This is a genomic window from Streptomyces sp. NPDC020884 (assembly GCF_044333935.1).
Taxonomy (GTDB): domain Bacteria; phylum Actinomycetota; class Actinomycetes; order Streptomycetales; family Streptomycetaceae; genus Streptomyces.
Genome location: NZ_JBIRRY010000008.1, coordinates 128,620 through 144,336 on the forward strand (window position 1 = coordinate 128,620; position 15,717 = coordinate 144,336).

The 15,717-nt window shown below is 71.1% G+C and carries 15 protein-coding genes; all 15 read right to left on the reverse strand.

The features are described from left to right. Positions 1-3: 3 nt before the first annotated feature. A complete protein-coding gene (locus ACH4UK_RS24140; protein WP_398359440.1) occupies positions 4-2,649 on the reverse strand; it encodes a RelA/SpoT family protein in 2,646 nt (881 codons plus the stop codon). Between the two features lie 169 nt (positions 2,650-2,818). Further along, a complete protein-coding gene (locus ACH4UK_RS24145; protein ID WP_398359442.1) occupies positions 2,819-3,370 on the reverse strand; it encodes an adenine phosphoribosyltransferase in 552 nt (183 codons plus the stop codon). A gap of 3 nt (positions 3,371-3,373) precedes the next feature. After that, a complete protein-coding gene (gene secF, locus ACH4UK_RS24150) occupies positions 3,374-4,459 on the reverse strand; it encodes a protein translocase subunit SecF (RefSeq protein ID WP_398359444.1) in 1,086 nt (361 codons plus the stop codon). Between the two features lies 1 nt (position 4,460). Continuing rightward, positions 4,461-6,266, reverse strand: coding sequence for a protein translocase subunit SecD (gene secD / locus ACH4UK_RS24155; RefSeq protein WP_398359446.1), 1,806 nt, complete (start codon positions 6,264-6,266; stop codon positions 4,461-4,463). Between the two features lie 150 nt (positions 6,267-6,416). Beyond that, complete coding sequence (gene yajC / locus ACH4UK_RS24160) at positions 6,417-6,908, reverse strand: preprotein translocase subunit YajC (RefSeq protein ID WP_398359448.1); 492 nt, start codon at positions 6,906-6,908, stop codon at positions 6,417-6,419. Between the two features lie 166 nt (positions 6,909-7,074). Beyond that, positions 7,075-8,160, reverse strand: coding sequence for a Holliday junction branch migration DNA helicase RuvB (ruvB, locus tag ACH4UK_RS24165; RefSeq protein ID WP_398359450.1), 1,086 nt, complete (start codon positions 8,158-8,160; stop codon positions 7,075-7,077). Positions 8,161-8,190: 30 nt separating this feature from the next. Continuing rightward, entirely contained in the window at positions 8,191-8,817 is a 627-nt protein-coding gene (ruvA, locus tag ACH4UK_RS24170) for a Holliday junction branch migration protein RuvA (RefSeq protein ID WP_398359452.1), read from the reverse strand. Further along, entirely contained in the window at positions 8,814-9,422 is a 609-nt protein-coding gene (gene ruvC, locus ACH4UK_RS24175) for a crossover junction endodeoxyribonuclease RuvC (protein ID WP_398359454.1), read from the reverse strand. Before ruvC ends, ruvA begins: the two co-directional genes overlap by 4 nt. A 174-nt stretch (positions 9,423-9,596) precedes the next feature. Further along, on the reverse strand, positions 9,597-10,349 hold the full coding sequence (locus ACH4UK_RS24180) for a YebC/PmpR family DNA-binding transcriptional regulator (RefSeq protein ID WP_329358663.1): 753 nt from the start codon (positions 10,347-10,349) through the stop codon (positions 9,597-9,599). Between the two features lie 61 nt (positions 10,350-10,410). Beyond that, a complete protein-coding gene (pdxT, locus tag ACH4UK_RS24185) occupies positions 10,411-11,004 on the reverse strand; it encodes a pyridoxal 5'-phosphate synthase glutaminase subunit PdxT (protein WP_398359455.1) in 594 nt (197 codons plus the stop codon). A gap of 6 nt (positions 11,005-11,010) precedes the next feature. Continuing rightward, positions 11,011-11,931 (reverse strand): pyridoxal 5'-phosphate synthase lyase subunit PdxS, encoded by a 921-nt coding sequence (gene pdxS / locus ACH4UK_RS24190; protein WP_018960500.1) that lies wholly within the window; start codon positions 11,929-11,931, stop codon positions 11,011-11,013. Between the two features lie 131 nt (positions 11,932-12,062). Further along, positions 12,063-12,611 carry a hypothetical protein gene (locus tag ACH4UK_RS24195; protein ID WP_398359457.1) on the reverse strand — a complete coding sequence of 183 codons (549 nt, stop codon included), beginning with the start codon at positions 12,609-12,611 and terminating at the stop codon, positions 12,063-12,065. A gap of 56 nt (positions 12,612-12,667) precedes the next feature. Then, positions 12,668-13,828, reverse strand: a complete 1,161-nt coding sequence (locus tag ACH4UK_RS24200; RefSeq protein ID WP_398359459.1) for a glycosyltransferase family 4 protein — start codon at positions 13,826-13,828, stop codon at positions 12,668-12,670. Beyond that, complete coding sequence (locus ACH4UK_RS24205; RefSeq protein WP_398359461.1) at positions 13,825-14,745, reverse strand: phosphatidylinositol mannoside acyltransferase; 921 nt, start codon at positions 14,743-14,745, stop codon at positions 13,825-13,827. The genes ACH4UK_RS24200 and ACH4UK_RS24205 overlap by 4 nt, the downstream gene beginning before the upstream one ends. Further along, positions 14,742-15,452 carry a phosphatidylinositol phosphate synthase gene (gene pgsA, locus ACH4UK_RS24210; protein ID WP_398359463.1) on the reverse strand — a complete coding sequence of 237 codons (711 nt, stop codon included), beginning with the start codon at positions 15,450-15,452 and terminating at the stop codon, positions 14,742-14,744. The genes ACH4UK_RS24205 and pgsA overlap by 4 nt, the downstream gene beginning before the upstream one ends. Between the last annotated feature and the right edge of the window lie 265 nt (positions 15,453-15,717).

Below are 15,717 nucleotides of genomic sequence, written 5' to 3' on the forward strand. Positions count from 1 at the left end.
CCGCTACGGCCTGCGGGCCGAAGTGACCCGGTAGACGTCGTAGACGCCCTCGACGCCGCGTACGGCCTTCAGGACGTGGCCCAGGTGCTTGGGGTCGCCCATCTCGAAGGTGAAGCGCGAGGTGGCCACCCGGTCTCGGGAGGTCTGGACGGCCGCCGACAGGATGTTGACGTGCTGGTCGGAGAGGATCCGGGTGACGTCGGAGAGCAGCCGGGAGCGGTCCAGCGCCTCGACCTGGATGGCGACCAGGAAGACCGAGGACTGGGTGGGGGCCCACTCGACCTCGAGGATCCGTTCCGGCTGCTGGGAGAGCGACTCCACGTTGACGCAGTCCGCGCGGTGCACGGAGACGCCGCTGCCCCGGGTGACGAAGCCGATGATCGGGTCGCCGGGGACGGGCGTGCAACAGCGGGCCAGCTTGACCCAGACGTCCTCGACGCCCTTGACGACGACGCCGGGATCCGCGTTGGCGCGGCGTTTGCTGCGGCCGCCGTGCGAGGGCGGGGTGGACTCGGCGAGGTCCTCGTTGGCCTCGTCGTGGCCGCCGAGCGCCTGCACCAGCTTCTGTACGACGCCCGCCGCCGCGACATGGCCCTCGCCGATCGCCGCGTACAGCGAGGAGATGTCCGGATAGCGCATCTCGTGGGCGAGGGTGACCAGGGAGTCGCCGGTCAGGATGCGCTGGATCGGCAGGTTCTGCTTGCGCATGGCACGCGCGATGGAGTCCTTGCCCTGCTCGATGGCCTCGTCACGGCGCTCCTTGGAGAACCACGCGCGGATCTTGTTGCGGGCGCGGGGCGACTTGACGAAGCCGAGCCAGTCCCGGGAGGGTCCGGCGCCGGCCGCCTTGGAGGTGAAGACCTCCACCAGGTCGCCGTTGTCGAGCGTCGATTCGAGCGGGACGAGCCGCCCGTTGACGCGTGCTCCTATGGTCCGGTGGCCGACCTCGGTGTGGACGGCGTACGCGAAGTCGACGGGGGTCGCACCGGCGGGCAGCGCTATCACGTCGCCCTTCGGCGTGAAGACGAAGACCTCGTTGCGGGAGAGGTCGAAGCGCAGGGACTCCAGGAACTCGCTGGGGTCCTCGGTCTCCTTCTGCCAGTCCAGGAGCTGGCGCAGCCACGCCATGTCGTTGACGGTGTCCTGGCCGCGCCCGGTGTTCTTGGGGACGTCGGTACGCACCTTGGAGGCGCCGGCCACGGCCTCCTGCTTGTACTTCCAGTGCGCGGCGATGCCGTACTCGGCGCGGCGGTGCATGTCGAACGTACGGATCTGGAGCTCGACGGGCTTGCCGCTGGGACCGATCACCGTGGTGTGCAGTGACTGGTACATGTTGAACTTCGGCATCGCGATGTAGTCCTTGAACCGCCCCGGCACCGGGTTCCACCGGGCGTGGACGGTGCCGAGCGCCGCGTAACAGTCGCGGACGGTGTCGACGAGCACCCTGATGCCCACCAGGTCGTAGATCTCGGCGAAGTCGCGGCCTCGCACGATCATCTTCTGGTAGACGCTGTAGTAGTGCTTGGGGCGGCCGGTGACGGTCGCCTTGATGCGGGCGGCGCGCAGGTCGGACTGGACCTCGTCGGTCACTATGGCGAGGTATTCGTCGCGCTTGGGAGCACGCTCGGCGACAAGCCGGACGATCTCGTCGTACATCTTGGGATAGAGGATCGCGAAAGCGAGGTCCTCCAGTTCCCACTTGATGGTGTTCATGCCGAGCCGGTGCGCCAGCGGCGCGTAGATCTCCAGCGTCTCGCGGGCCTTCTTCTCCTGCTTCTCCCGCTTGAGATAGCGCATGGTGCGCATGTTGTGCAGGCGGTCGGCGAGCTTGATGACCAGGACCCGGGGGTCCTTGGCCATGGCGACGACCATCTTGCGCACGGTCTCGGCCTGCGCGGCCTCGCCGAACTTGACCTTGTCCAGCTTGGTGACGCCGTCGACGAGGAGGGCGACCTGGTCGCCGAAGTCGCGGCGCAGCGTGTCCAGGCCGTACTCGGTGTCCTCGACGGTGTCGTGGAGCAGGCCCGCCATCAGGGTCGCCGGGTCCATGCCGAGCTCGGCGAGGATCGTGGTGACGGCCAACGGGTGGGTGATGTAGGGGTCGCCGCTCTTGCGCTTCTGGCCCCGGTGCCAGCGCTCGGCGACCTGGTAGGCCTTCTCGATCTGGCGGAGCGTGGCCGTCTCGATCTTGGGGTCGTTGCCCCGGACCGTACGCAGCAGGGGTTCCAGGACCGGGTTGTACGGGCTGGAGCGCTGTACGCCCAGTCGGGCGAGGCGGGCCCGCACGCGGTTGGACGAGCCTCCGGAGCGGGAGGCGGATCCGGCCGGGGCCGTGGCCTTCGCAGGAGGCCCGGGGGCCGGGGGCTTGGGCGCGGCGGCGGCCGGCTTACGGGCCGGCGGCTGCGCCGGTCCCGTCGTCCCGGCCGGATGCGGCGGGACCTCGGGGGCCGCGGGCTTGGCGGGAGGGGCGGCCGGCTCGGCGGGCCGCTCGGTGGCCGGCTCGGCGGCCGGGGGGCGCGCGGCGTCGGCGGCGGGCTCGGCGGGCGCGGGCTCCGGCGCGTTCGAGGGCGCGGCCTTGGGCGGCGTGGCGGGGGCCGCCACGGGCTTGTCGGGCTGCGGGGCGGCGGCTGACTGGGCCTCGTCTGGCAAGAGCGCTCCTCGTGCGGATCCGGGGTACCCGGAGAGCCCATGGTAACGATCCCCCGGCGAGACCTCGCCCGGGGACGGGGGGAGCCCGCACAACGAGGGATGGGCACCCGGTGTTCCCGGGTGCCCATCCCTCGTGCTCGGTGTCCGTCGCGCGACGGTGACCAGCGGATCAGACCGTGATCAGGGCCTCCAGCGGCGCCCCGGCGAGGCGCGGCTCCAGGCGGGCCCGGCCCCCGAGGAAGCCGAGCTCCATGAGGACCGCGACGCCCGCGACCCGGGCCCCGGCCCGCCGGATGAGCTCCAGCGAGGCCTCGGCGGTGCCGCCGGTGGCGAGGACGTCGTCGATGACCATGATCCGGTCCTCGGCGTCGAGGTCCTCGGCGTGGATCTCGATCTCCGCGCTGCCGTACTCCAGCTCGTAGGACTGGCTCAGCGTGGCTCCGGGGAGCTTTCCGGCCTTGCGGACCGGGACGAAGCCGATGCCCGCCCGGACCGCGACGGGCGCGGCCAGGATGAAGCCGCGTGCCTCCAGGCCGACGATCTTCGTGGCGCCGTGCCGTACGCACAGCTCCGCGAGGGCGTCGGTGAGCGCCGTGAAGGCCACCGGGTCCGCGAGCAGCGGGGTGATGTCCTTGAACACCACGCCCGGCTTCGGGTAGTCCGCGACATCGCGGATCCGGCTGAGCAGCAGCTCCCTGGTGGATTCGGTGGTGCTCGTCATCGCTCAGCGCTTCCCGGGGGTGCGGCCGTGCGACCGGGGGCGGCCGATCGCCGTGCCCGCCGTCTCGGCGTCGTCGCGCACGTCCTCGGGGCCGTCGTCGGGGGACTCGCCCTTGGCGGCCGCGGCGGCCCGCTTGGCCAGGATCCGCTTCTTCAGCGCCTTCATCTGCGGCTCGCGTTCCTTGAGGTCGGCGACGAGCGGCGTGGCGATGAAGATCGAGGAGTAGGCGCCGGCGGCGAGACCGACGAAGAGCGACAGCGAGATGTCGTTCAGCATGCCCGCGCCGAGGACCCCGCCGCCGATGAACAGCAGACCGGCCACCGGCAGGAGCGCCACCACGGTGGTGTTGATGGAGCGGACCAGCGTGCTGTTGATCGACCGGTTGGCGATCTCGCTGTACGTGAAGCGGGTCTGCTTGGTGATGTCCTTCTGGCCCTCCTTGAGGCTGTCGAAGACGACCACCGTGTCGTACAGGGAGTAACCGAGAATGGTCAGCAGACCGATCACCGTGCCCGGGGTGACCTCGAAGCCGACCAGGGCGTAGACGCCGACCGTGATGGTGATGTCGTGGATCAACGCGATGAGGGCGGCGACGGCCATCCGCCACTCGAAGGCGATGGCCAGATAGATCACCACCAGGATCATGAAGACCCCGAGACCGGTCCACGCCTTGTTGGCGATCTGCTCACCCCAGCTGGGGCCGACCAGGTCCGCGTTGATGTCGTTGGCCGGGATGCCGAGCTCGTCGGAGAGCGTCTCCTTGATCTCGTTGGCCTTGGCGGTGTCGACCTCGGTGATCTGGATGCGCAGGCCGCCGTTGCCGAGCTCCTGCACGATCGCCAGGTGGCCGGAGGCCTCGGTCGCCACGTCCGTGGCCTGGGAGGTGGAGATCTGGGCCTTGGTGTCGGTCGTGAAGACCGCGCCGCCCTTGAACTCGATGCCCATGCGGAGGCCGCCGACCGCCACGCCGATGATGGCCGTGATGGTGATCAGTATCGAGACGCCGTACCAGATCTTGCGGTTGCGGATGAAGTCGTAACCGACCTCGCCGCGGTAGAGCCGGGCGCCGAGATTGCCGAGTCGCGACATCTCACGCCTCCTTCGGTTCGGTGGGGGCGTTGACACGGCGCGAGCGGCGCAACGGCGGCTGGGCGCCGAGCCGCTTCGGGTCCAGCCCGGACCACGGACCGCCCTTGGAGAAGAACTTCGTCCGCCCCATGAGCGTCATCAGGGGCTTGGTGAAGAGGAACACCACGACGACGTCGAGGAGGGTGGTGAGGCCGAGCGTGAAGGCGAAGCCCTGCACCTTGCCGACGGTGACGATGAAGAGCACCGCGGCGGCCAGGAACGACACGAAGTCGGAGACCAGGATGGTGCGCCGGGCGCGCGGCCAGGCGCGCTCGATGGCCGGACGGAGCGTGCGTCCTTCGCGGATCTCGTCTCTGACGCGTTCGAAGTAGACGATGAAGGAGTCCGCTGTGATGCCGATGGCGACGATGGCGCCGCAGACCGCCGGCAGGTTCAGCGCGAAGCCGATGGCCGGACCCAGCAAGGCCATGATCGCGTACGTCAGGAGACCGGAGACCAGCAGGCTGAGCAGCGCGATGAACGCGAGACCCCGGTAGTAGACGACCAGGTAGATGATGACCAGTGCCAGACCGATCGCACCGGCGATCAGGCCCGCCTCGAGCTGCTCGCTGCCGAGCGCCGCGGTCACGGTGGTGACGCTGACTTCCTTGAAGGTCAGCGGCAGTGCGCCGTAGGACAGGATGTTGCCGAGGTCCTCGGCCGACTGCTGGTCGAAGCTGCCGGAGATCTGGGCGTTCTTGCTGAGCGCCGTGCGAACCGAGGGAGCGGAGACGACCTCGCCGTCGAGGACGATCGCGAACTGGTTCATCGGCGGCTGCTGCTGCGAGAGCCGGCCGGTGATCGTCTGGAACTTCTTGGCGCCGGCGGAGGTGAACTCCATCGACACGATCCACTCGCCGGTCTGCTGCTCGATGGCGCCCTTGGCGTCGTCGACGTCGCTGCCGGAGACCTCGGCGGGGCCGAGCACGTACTTCTCGTAGCTGCCCGGGACGTTCGAGCCGCAGGCGACGATCGAGTCGGTGGGCTTGGCGTTCTGACCGGCTTCCGAGCGCTGCTTGGGGTCGGTGCAGTCGAGCTTGGCGAACTCCTCCTGGAGCTTGGCCGTGGCCGGGTCCGCGGAGGGCGAGGCCTCGGGGGAATCGGACGGCTTCGGCTTGTCGGAGGCGCCGGGGGTCGGGTCGTCCTTCGTCAGGGCGCCGGTGACCGCGCGGCCCTGGGTGGTGGCGCTCGCCGAGGGGGTGGCCTCCGAACCGGTGGCCTCCGAACCGGTGGCCTCCTCGCCCTTGGGCTTGTCCTCGCCCTTGGGCTTGTCCTCACCCTCGGCGGACTCGCCGGGCTTGGGGGTGGCGCTGCCCGAGGGGGTCGGGGACCCGGAGGGCTTGGGCGCTTCGGGGCCGCTCGCCTGCACCGTCAGAACAGGCCGGAAGTAGAGCTGGGCGGTGGTGCCGACCTGCTCCTGGGCCTGCTTGGAGTTCGTCCCCTTGGGGATGTTGACGATGATGTTCTTCGAGCCCTGGGTCTGGACCTCGGCCTCGGAGACGCCCAGACCGTTGACACGCCGCTCGATGATCCCGACCGCGGTGTCCATGTTGGTCTTGTTGATCGCGTTCGGCTTGCCGGGCTGGTTCTGCGCCTCGAGCGTGATCGACGTCCCGCCGGCCAGGTCGATGCCCAGCCGGGGTGTGGTGTGCCCGGACAGGAACAACCCGCCGGTGAGCGCGACCATGGCGATGAGGATCAGAGCCAGGGCACGCCCCGGCCTGCCCTGACCGCCGGACGGCCCTCGGCCCTTCTTGGGTGCTGCCACCTTCTCGTTTCTCCCTGTCCAACCGCCCCGCGCCGGGTACGCGCCCGAGCGGCCACGAAGTGTAGTGGGGACCCTGCCCCCCGCAGACGACCGCACGGTCCCGGGGACGCCGCGCGCCGGTGGGCTCGCGACGTCCCCGGGATCGTGAAACTACTTGGCGTCGGCCTCGCCGTCGGTCTTGCCCTCGCCCTTGGCGTCCTTGACGTCCTTGGCCGCCGCGTCCTCGGTCTCGGCGTCGTCGGCCGCGTCGTCCTTGCCCAGGTCGATCCTGGCGACCTCGGCGTCGTCGGCGTCGGGCTCACCGGTCAGCGAGGAGGCGTCGTCGGGAACGACGGTGCCGTCCGCGTCCAGCTGCTCGTCGTCACCGTGCACGATGCGGTTGTACTCCGCATCGTCCAGGACGGCGCCGATCGAGTTCTTCGCGTAGATGGCGTGCACGCCGGGGGCGACCTCGAGGATGACGGTGTCGTCGTGGACTTCCTTGACGGTGGCGTACATGCCCCCGATCGTCCGGACGCCGGTGCCGGGCTGCATGTCACTGCGCATCTGCGCGGCCGCCGCCTGCTTCTTCTTGGCGGAGCGGGTCATCAGGAACATGGCCCCGATGAGCACGATGAAGGGGAGGAGAGTCAAGATATCCACGGGACGGGAATTCCTTCGCACGACCGCGCTGGAATGCGGCCTGTATATACGGGGGTGGGTACACCGACCGGTAAGGGCGGCATCGGCGGAGTCTAAGCGAGTCCGCATCGATGGAACAACGCCCAGCATGGCACCGGGGTTCCTGTACACGCGAACCTGTGACGCATCACGCCCCGAACAGACCCTGTTGTCCCTTTGCTCCGTGCTGCGGCGGGACCAGTCCCAGATGCGCCCAGGCCGCCGGGGTGGCGACGCGGCCGCGCGGGGTCCTGGCCAGCAGTCCTTCCCGTACGAGGAAGGGCTCGGCGACCTCCTCGACGGTCTCCCGCTCCTCCCCCACGGCGACCGCCAGAGTGGACAGGCCGACGGGGCCGCCGCCGAAGAGTTTCAGCAGGGCGCCGAGGACGGCGCGGTCCAGCCGATCGAGTCCGCGGGCGTCAACCTCGTACACCTTGAGGGCCGCCATGGCGATATCCCGGTCGATCGTGCCCTCCGCCTTGACCTGGGCGTAGTCGCGGACCCGGCGCAGCAGACGGTTGGCGATCCGGGGCGTGCCCCGCGAGCGTCCGGCGATCTCGGCGGCGCCGTCCACGTCGATGCCGACGTCGAGGAGACGGGCGGAGCGGTGGATGACGCGCTCCAGCTCGACGGGGGCGTAGAACTCCATGTGCCCGGTGAAGCCGAAGCGGTCGCGCAGCGGGGGCGGCAGCAGCCCGGCCCGGGTGGTGGCCCCGACCAGGGTGAACGGAGGCAGTTCGAGCGGGATCGCGGCGGCTCCGGGGCCCTTGCCGACGATGACGTCGACCCGGAAGTCCTCCATCGCCATGTAGAGCATCTCCTCGGCGGGCCGGGACATGCGGTGGATCTCGTCGAGGAAGAGGACCTCGCCCTCCTGGAGGGAGGAGAGGATCGCCGCGAGGTCGCCGGCGTGCTGGATGGCGGGGCCCGAGGTGATCCTGATCGGGGCGTTCATCTCGGCGGCGATGATCATCGAGAGGGTGGTCTTGCCGAGGCCGGGGGCGCCGGAGAGCAGCACGTGGTCGGCGGTGGCGCCGCGGGCGCGGGCGGCCTTGAGGACCAGGTCGAGCTGTTCGCGGACCTTCTCCTGGCCGACGAACTCCTCCAGGTCCTTGGGGCGCAGGGCCGCCTCGACCGCGGTGTCCTCGCCGTCCGCGTCCGCGTCGACCAGCCGGTCGTCGAAGACCGGGCCGCTCGCCTCATCGGTCTCGGGTCCGGTCTCGTCCCAGTTCATTTCGGGGCCTCTTCGGTGGTTCGGTGCCGGTCAGCGTGCGCGGTTGAGAGTCTGCAGGGCGGCCCGCAGCAGCTGCGGCACGGGGGGTGCCGTGCCCTCGGCGACGGCGGCCTCGGCCTGTGGGGCGACGGCGTTGACGGCCTCGTCGGCCTCGCGGCTCGCGTAGCCGAGGCCGATCAGGGCGGCCTGGAGCTGGTCGCGCCAGCCGGAGGTGACGGGGGTGCCGATGCCCTGCTGCCCGATGTGCGCGCCGGCCGGTTCGCCGAGCCGGTCCTTGAGCTCCAGCAGCAGCTTCTGGGCGCCCTTCTTGCCGATGCCGGAGACGGCGGTGAGGGCCTTCTCGTCGCCGGTGGAGACCGCGAGGCGCAGGGCGTCGGGGCTGTGGGTGGCGAGCATCGCCTGGGCGAGACGGGGCCCGACGCCGCTGGCGGTCTGGAGCAGCTCGAACACCTGCCGCTCGTCGTCGTCCCGGAAGCCGTAGAGAGTGAGGGAGTCCTCCCGGACGACCAGCGAGGTCGCGAGCCGGGCCTCTTTGCCGACGCGCAGGTCGGCGAGGGTGTGCGGGGTGCACTGGAGGGCCATGCCGATGCCGCCGACCTCGATGACGGCCGCGGTCGGGGCGAGGGCGGCCACCGGGCCGGAGACGAAGGCGATCATGCGGTGCGGCCTTTCAGCGTGCGAGGCGTGCTGGGCGTGCGAGGGGCGCCGGCCACGCCGGGCGTGCGGGACGTGCCGGGAGCGCCGGACGTGCGGTGGTGGGCGGCGACGGCCTGCTGGAGCCGGTTCTGCGCGGGGCCTCGCCAGATGTGGCAGATGGCGAGGGCCAGGGCGTCGGCGGCGTCGGCGGGCTTGGGCGGTGCGTCCAGCCTCAGCAGCCGGGTCACCATGGCTCCGACCTGCGCCTTGTCGGCGCGGCCCGATCCGGTGACGGCCGCCTTGACCTCGCTGGGAGTGTGCAGGGCGACGGGGATGCCGCGGCGGGCGGCGCAGAGCATGGCGACCGCGCTGGCCTGGGCGGTGCCCATCACCGTGCGGACGTTGTGCTGGGCGAAGACCCGCTCGACCGCGACGAAGCCCGGGGAGTGCTCGTCGAGCCACTGCTCGATGCCGCGCTCGACGGCCACGAGCCGGTCGCCCAGCTCGGCGTCGGACGGGGTGCGCACGACCCCGACGCCGATCATGGTCAGCGGCCTTCCCGCGACTCCCTCGACCACGCCGACGCCGCACCGGGTCAGCCCCGGGTCGATGCCCAGAACCCGCATGGAGCCCCCCTGTCCTCAGCCCGTCGCCGGCGCGTGCCGCGCCCGCTCGATCATCTGTTCCCGCAGGCTATCGGCTCGGACTGACAAACCGTCGCAACCACAGGACGACGGGCCGACGGGGAGTGCCCCGTCGGCCCGTCGCGCGGGGCCGTGTCCGCCCTGTCGGCCGTGCCGTCAGGCGTCGACCTTCTCCATGACCTCGTCGGACACGTCGAAGTTGGCGAAGACGTTCTGCACGTCGTCGCTGTCCTCCAGCGCGTCGATGAGCTTGAAGATCTTGCGCGCGCCCTCTTCCTCCAGCTCGACCTGCATGGTCGGCAGGAAGTTGGCCTCGGCGGAGTCGTAGTCGATGCCCGCCTCCTGGAGCGCGGTGCGCACCGCGACCATGTCGGTGGCCTCGCTGACCACCTCGAAGGTCTCGCCGAGGTCGTTGACCTCCTCGGCGCCCGCGTCGAGCACCGCGCCGAGGACGTCGTCCTCGGCCAGCTCGCCCTTGGGCACGATCACGACGCCCTTGCGGTTGAACAGGTACGAGACGGAGCCCGGGTCGGCCATCGAGCCGCCGTTCCGGGTCATGGCGACACGTACGTCGGACGCGGCACGGTTGCGGTTGTCGGTGAGGCACTCGATGAGCACCGCGACACCGTTCGGGCCGTAACCCTCGTACATGATCGTCTCGTAGTCGGCGCCGCCCGCCTCGAGACCGCCGCCGCGCTTGACGGCGGAGTCGATGTTCTTGTTCGGGACGGAGCTCTTCTTCGCCTTCTGGATGGCGTCGACGAGCGTGGGGTTACCGTCGGGGTCCACGCCGCCGGAACGCGCCGCGACCTCGATGTTCTTGATCAGCTTCGCGAAGAGCTTGCCGCGCTTGGCGTCAATCACGGCCTTCTTGTGCTTCGTCGTAGCCCATTTAGAGTGGCCGGACATCTGCCTTCTCCTTCGCGTCACCAAAATCGAGTCGAACCCGAGAGATCCTACCGGGGTCCGCTCAGTTCACTGCGCGCACCATGTCCACGAACAGAGCGTGCACGCGATGGTCGCCGGTCAGTTCGGGATGGAACGAGGTGGCGAGGGCGTTTTTCTGCCGTACGGCCACGATGTGCCCGCCGTGTTCGGCGATGACCTCGGTCTCGGCCCCGACGGACTCGACCCAGGGCGCCCGGATGAACACACCGTCCACCGGGCCGCCTTCGACGCCGTCGACCTCGACCGCGGCCTCGAAGGACTCGTTCTGCCGGCCGAAGGCGTTGCGCCGCACGATCATGTCGATGCCGCCGACGGTCTCCTGGCCCGAGCGCGGGTCGAGGATCTTCTCGGCCAGCAGGATCATTCCGGCGCAGGTGCCGTAGACCGGCATCCCGGCCCGGACCCGCTCGCGCAGCGGCTCCATCATGCCGAAGAGCACGGCCAGTTTGGACATGGTGGTGGACTCGCCGCCGGGGATGACCAGCCCGTCGACCTCGGCGAGCTCCTCGGGGCGCCGGACCGGCCTGGCCACGGCGTCCGCCGAGGCCAGGGCGATCAGGTGTTCCCGCACGTCGCCCTGGAGAGCCAGGACACCGATCAGGGGGGTGTCGCTCATCAGTGGTTACCAGCCGCGGTTGGCGTAGCGCTCGGACTCGGGCAGGGTGTCGCAGTTGATGCCGACCATGGCCTCGCCCAGGTTGCGGGAGGCGTCCGCGATGACCTTCGGGTCGTCGTAGAAGGTGGTGGCCTTCACGATGGCGGCGGCGCGCTTGGCCGGGTCGCCGGACTTGAAGATGCCGGAGCCGACGAAGACGCCCTCGGCGCCGAGCTGGCGCATCAGCGCGGCGTCGGCCGGGGTGGCGACACCACCGGCGGAGAACAGCACGACCGGCAGCTTGCCCAGCTCCGCGACCTCCTTGACCAGCTCGTAGGGGGCGCGGAGGTCCTTGGCGGCGGCGTACAGCTCGTTGTTGTCGAAGCCGCGCAGCCGGGCGATCTCGTTCTTGATCTGGCGCAGGTGGCGGACGGCCTCGACGACGTTGCCGGTGCCGGCCTCGCCCTTCGAGCGGATCATGGCCGCGCCCTCGGCGATACGGCGCAGGGCCTCGCCCAGGTTGGTGGCGCCGCAGACGAAGGGGGTGGTGAAGGCGAACTTGTCGCTGTGGTTGACCTCGTCGGCCGGGGTGAGGACCTCGGACTCGTCGATGTAGTCGACGCCGAGGGACTGGAGCACCTGGGCCTCGACGAAGTGGCCGATGCGGGACTTGGCCATGACCGGGATGGAGACGGCCCCGATGATCTCCTCGATCATGTTGGGGTCGGACATCCGGGCCACGCCGCCGTCCTTGCGGATGTCGGCGGGGACCCGCTCCAGGGCCATGACGGCCACGGCGCCCGCGTCCTCGGCGATCTTCGCCTGCTCGGCGTCGACGACGTCCATGATCACGCCGCCCTTGAGCTGCTCGGCCATGCCCCGCTTGACGCGGGCGGTGCCGGTGGCGGGGTACTCGGCGGACTGCGGGGTGCTGGGAAGCGTGGACACGGAACCTCACTCGGTGAAAGACGCTGGATGCTGCATCGCCGAGCAAACGCCCCGGGACCAGTCCACAGCAAGGGCCAATGGACAGGCCGTGGATCGTTTTGGCCCTGAATCGGTCCCCGGCACGGAGCCGCTCAGGTGCCGGGGCGGTCCGCGAGGGCCACCGGCGGGGCGTCGTCCATCTCGAAGGCGAGCGGGAACGGCGCGTGCCCGGCCAGCCGGAACAGCCGGACGGTACGGTGCCGGCGCAGGGCGCGGGCGGCGCGCACGGCGTCGTTGTGGAAGCGCCGGGCCATCGGGACGCGGCGTACGGCGGCGGCCAGTTCGGTGGCCGCCTCCTCGCCGCCGGGGACCTCCTTCACCGCGTCGACCTGCGCCGGTTCGCCGAAGACGGCGCGCAGGGCGGTGCTCAGTTCGCTCTCGGCGACCTCGCGGTGGTCCTCCTCGGCCTGCCGGGCGGCGTGCGCGGCCTCGTACAGGACGATCGAGGCGGCCGGGTCCAGGACGCCGGAGGTGGCCAGCTCCTGGGTGACCGAGGCGCGGCGCAGCAGTTGGGCGTCGAGGGCGGCGCGGGCGGCGTCGATCCGGGAGTGCAGGCGGTCGAGCCGGCCGGCGGTCCAGCTCAGGTACACGCCGATCGCGATGAGGGCGAGGACGATCCAGACGATGAGGGTTACGGTCACGGGCCCACACGCTACCGTCGCCGGGGGCCCCCGCCGGAACAGGAGCCCCCCAAAGCTCAGTCCCGCGCGAGCCCGAACCGGGCCCGCAGCCCGGAGCGTTCGTCCGCCGCGACGGAGGCGGCCCCGTCGGCCACCGTCTCGTACACCGCGAGGATGTCGGCCCCCACCGTCGCCCAGTCGAAGCGCCGTACGTGGGCCTCGCCGCGCTCGCGCAGTCCGGCCCGGCGCTCCGGGTCGCCGAGCAGCCGGATCGCGGCGGCGGCCAGCGCGTCGGCGTCCTCGTTGGCGAACAGGTCGCCCGCCGCGCCCTGGTCCAGCACCTGCGCGAAGGCGTCCAGGTCGCTCGCCAGCACCGGCGCACCGGCCGACAGCGCCTCGACCAGGATGATGCCGAAGCTCTCGCCGCCGGTGTTGGGAGCCACGTACACATCGACGCTGCGCAGCAGCCGGGCCTTGTCCTCGTCGCTGACCATGCCGAGGAACTCCACGCGCTCGCGCAGCTCCTTGGGCAGCGTGGCCACCGCCTCCTCCTCGTCGCCGCGCCCGGCGACCAGCAGCCTGGCCCCGGGGCGGGCGGCGAGGATCGCGGGCAGCGCCTTCATCAGGACGGGCAGGCCCTTGCGGGGTTCGTCGATGCGCCCGATGAAGCCGAGGGTCTGCCCCTGCCACTCGGACTTCGGCTCGGCCTTGGCGAAGAAGCCGACGTCGACGCCGTTCGGGATGACGACGGCGTCCCCGCCGAGGTGCTCGACCAGGGTGCGCCGGGCGTACTCGCTGACGGCGATCCGGGCGCTGATCTTCTCCAGCGCGGGCTGCAGGATCGGGTACGCGGCGATCATCGCCCGGGAGCGCGGGTTGGAGGTGTGGAAGGTGGCCACGATCGGCCCCTGCGCCGCCCAGCAGGCCAGCAGGCCCAGCGAGGGGGAGGTCGGCTCGTGGATGTGGATGACGTCGAAGGTGCCGTCGTGCAGCCAGCGCCGCACCCGGGCCGCCGAGAGGAAGCCGAAGTTCAGCCGGGCGACGGAGCCGTTGTACGGGACGGGGACGGCCCGGCCCGCCGAGACGACATACGGCGGCAGGGGCGTCTCGTCGTCGGCGGGGGCCAGGACGGAGACCTCGTGGCCGAGCCGGATCAGGTGCTCTGCCAGGTCCCGGATGTGGAACTGCACGCCACCCGGTACGTCCCAGGAGTACGGGCAGACGATGCCGATCTTCACGTGGGTTCCCCCCGGGGGTCCAGGTCGTCCAGCCAGAGGCGCTGGAGCATGTGCCAGTCCTCCGGGTGCTCGGCGATCCCGCCGGCGAAGGCGTCGGCCAGGGCCTGGGTCATGGCGGCGGTCCGCTCGGCGCGGGTGCCCTCCTGCGGTGCGTCGACCGCCGGGTGGATGCGCCCGCGCATCACCGGCCCGTCGTACCAGAGGGTCACCGGCAGCAGCTTCGCGCCCGTCTGCTGGGCGAGCAGCGCCGGGCCCGCGGGCATCCGGGCGGTGGCGCCGAAGAACGACACCTCGACGCCGGACGCGGACAGGTCCCGGTCCGCGACCAGACAGATCAGGCCGCCCGCGCGCAGCCGCCGGGCCAGGGTGCCGAAGGCGGACCCGCCGCTGTGCGGCAGGACCTCCATGCCCAGGCCCTCGCGGTAGGCGACGAACCGGTCGTAGAGCGTCGCCGGCTCCAGCCGTTCGGCGACGGTGGTGAAGGGGACCTTCAGATCGGTGGTGACCCAGGCGCCCGCGTGGTCCCAGTTGGCCAGGTGCGGCAGGGCCACGATGACTCCGCGCCCGGCGTCCAGGCCCTCGGTCAGGTGGTGGGCGTCCTTGATGTCGATTCCGGCCTTGATCCGCTCCGGGGTCCAGGTCGGGAGCCGGAACGACTCCATCCAGTAGCGCATGTAGGAGCGCATCCCGGCCCGGGACAGCTCGGCCAGCCGCTCCGGGCCGGCGTCGGGGACGACCCGGGCCAGGTTCGACTCCAGGCGGAGCACGCTCTTGCCGCGCCGCTTCCACACCTGGTCGGCGATAGTGCGGAAGAGGCGGGCGGCGGTGGGCTCGGGCAGCTTCCTGACGGCGCCCCAGCCCAGTCCGTACAGCCCGTCGGTGAGCCGGCCCTTCAGGTCGGACGCGCCGGCGCTCACCGGTCGCCCTCGCTCCCCTGCCCGGCGGAACCGGCGGCGGACACGTCCGCACCGGACTGATCCGCGGCGGCCTCCGCGGCGTCCGCCTCCGCCGATTCACGGCGTACGGTCACCACGCGCTGGATCAGCGTGACCAGGCTGCCCGCTGCGACGATCCACAGCGCGATCGGCAGCAGGATCTGGATGCCGGGGACGCCGAAGGTGTGCAGTCCCGCCAGACCGGCCGCGACCAGCGAGATCACCAGGCGCTCGGCGCGCTCCACGAGGCCGTTGACGGCGACCGGCAGGCCGATCGATTCACCGCGCGCCTTGGTGTACGAGACCACCTGGCCGCTGGCCAGGCAGAAGATCGCGACGGCGCAGAGGATGTTGTCGTCACCGCTGCCCGCGTACCAGAGGGCGAAGCCGGCGAAGATCGCCCCGTCTGCGACCCGGTCAAGCGTCGAGTCGAGGAACGCGCCCCATCGGCTGGAGATCCCGGCCTGCCGCGCCATGTTGCCGTCGACGAGGTCGGAGAAGACGAAGATCGTGATGACGATCGTGCCCCAGAAGAACTCCCCCATCGGGAAAAAGACCAGCGCACCTGCCATCACTCCGGCCGTGCCGATGAGAGTGACCGCGTCGGGGCTGACCCCGAGGCGGAGCAGCAGAGCGGCGAACGGTGTGAGGACACGCGTGAAGAATGCACGCGCGTACTTGTTCAGCATGGCCTTCCCGAGGGTTCGGTTGGCCGAGCGGCCCCTACGGCCACCGGCTGGCCCATCGTAGTCACCACCAGTGCCTTCCACCGGACGGGCACCCGCCGCCGGGTGTCACGCGGGGCCGGCGCACCGGCCCCGCGGCGCCGGTGCGCGACGTATGGACGCGGCCCCGCTCCGGTGCCAAGCTCGAAGGACCGCGGGCGTCGCCGAAGCCGCCGCGGCGGCCTCCCCGTGCCCGTGACCACCGCTGCGCCGCGCGCGGTCGCCCTCC